This is a genomic window from Candidatus Glomeribacter gigasporarum BEG34, from assembly GCF_000227585.1.
GTDB lineage: Bacteria > Pseudomonadota > Gammaproteobacteria > Burkholderiales > Burkholderiaceae > Glomeribacter > Glomeribacter gigasporarum_B.
Genome location: NZ_CAFB01000110.1, coordinates 1 through 1,899 on the forward strand (window position 1 = coordinate 1; position 1,899 = coordinate 1,899).

2 protein-coding genes are annotated in these 1,899 nt (G+C 62.6%); one reads left to right on the forward strand and one right to left on the reverse strand.

Annotated features, from left to right (window positions below):
• Window positions 1-1,486 (reverse strand): heavy metal translocating P-type ATPase (locus CAGGBEG34_RS09255; protein ID WP_158641874.1); only part of this gene is annotated, 1,486 nt, incomplete at its 3' end.
• A gap of 96 nt (window positions 1,487-1,582) precedes the next feature.
• On the opposite strand from CAGGBEG34_RS09255, the gene CAGGBEG34_RS09260 reads away from it, so the two are divergent.
• Window positions 1,583-1,899, forward strand: a 317-nt coding sequence (locus CAGGBEG34_RS09260; protein ID WP_420885906.1) for a hypothetical protein, incomplete at its 3' end; no start/stop codon positions are given.

Here is a 1,899-nt window from a genome sequence, read left to right on the forward strand (position 1 = left end):
TGCCAACCTGCCGCGCAATCGCGCGCACCGTATCGTGGTTATCGCCGCTGAGCATCACCGTTTTGACGCCGAGCGCGTGCAGACTGGCAATCGCCGCGCGGCTGCTCTCCTTGACCGTATCGGCAACGGCGAACAGGGCGAGCACTTGCCGCTCATCGAGCAGCATAACCACGGTTTTGCCTTCCTGTTCAAAGGCGCGGATGCGCGCCTCAAGGCGCGGCGAGCAACGCTTGAGCATTTCAACCAGGCGGTGATTGCCAAGCGCGTACGCTTTGCCGCCGATGGCGCCACGCAGACCGTATCCGGGCAGCGCTTCCATCGAGTCCGTCGCGCGCGGGATAATTCCCTGTTCAGAGACATGCTGGACGATGGCCTGCGATACAGGATGATCAGAACCTGCCGCCAGAGCGGCCGCGCGCGCGCAGCATGTGCGCGCATCGACCTGCGCCCATGTTTCAAAATCCGTCTGAACGGGTTGGCCGCAGGTCAGCGTGCCGGTTTTATCGAAGGCGAGCCGTTTTAAGCGCCGGCCTTCTTCCAGATACAGGCCGCCCTTGATCAGGATGCCGCGCCGCGCGCACGCGGCCAGACCGCTCACGATTGTGACCGGCGTCGAAATCACCAGCGCGCAAGGGCAGGCGATCACCAGCAAAACCAGCGCCTTGTAAATCCAGCCGACCCATCCGCCGCCCCAAATCCACGGGCCGGCAAAGGCAATGGCAAAGGCGGCCACGAGTACAGCGGGGGTATACAGGCGAGAAAAACGGTCGATCAAGCGCACGGTCGGCGCTTTTGCGCCCTGTGCGTGTTCGACCGCATGAATAATGCGCGCAAGCGTCGTATGGCTGGCCGCTGCGGTTGTGCGGTATTCCAGCGCGCCCGCGCCGTTCACCGTCCCCGCAAAGACATGATCGCCCTCGGCCTTTTCAACCGGCAGACTTTCGCCTGTGATCGCGGCCTGATTGACGGCGGAGCGGCCTTTGAGGACAATGCCGTCGAGCGCAATCCGCGCGCCGGGCGCAACGCGCACCCTACTTCCCGCGGCAACGTCTTTGGCCTCCATTTCCTGCCAATGGCCGTTTGCCTGCTGGACGAGGGCTTTGTCCGGCGCCAGACGCATCAGCATATCCATCGCGTGCCGCGCGCGGCCAAGCGCGCGCGCCTCAAGCCATTCGGCGAGGGTGAACAACGCCATCACCATCGCCGCCTCAGGCCATTGACCCAGCAAACAGGCGCCGGTCACCGCGATGCTCATCAAAGCATAGATATTGAACTGGAAAGCGCGGATCGCGCGTCCGCCCTTTTGATAGACGGACACACCGCAGGCCAGAATGGCAAGGAGCGCCAACCCGGCGGAAACCGCGCCGGGCTGTCCCAGCCACTGCGCAGCCTCGGACCCAAGCGCCGCGCCGCCCGCTAGAATTAGGCGCCAGACATTCCGTCGCGCGGGTTCTAGAGCATTTTTCAGTGATTTTCCCTGCGTCACTTCAAGCTCGACGAGGCGTTCAGACTGAAAGGCGCGCTCACGGGTGTCACTCGGCTCTCCTCAAAGGCGAAGTGCGCGATCTTACTGCTTGGCTTGATGGTCCTGGGATTCATCGTTTTTTCAATGGCGAGCATGGATCAAAACGCGCATTCCGTCGATTCAAACCGCCCGGGTGGCTCAGACCGTTCAGCAGGAAAGACGGTTGCACCGGCCAAGCCCGCGTTTGAAAAAATGTTCGGGCATGCGTCTTTTGGCGGGCTTCCGGCGGCGCAAAATGCGCCCTCTTCAACGGCTTCATCTAACGATCCACCACAAAAGCAGCCTCTGATGGCGCCGCTGCCGCCTGGCATGGAGTTTGAAAAACCGCCGGGCAAGCGCAGCCGCGCGCGCCGAAAAGAAGACCAGCGCCAGCA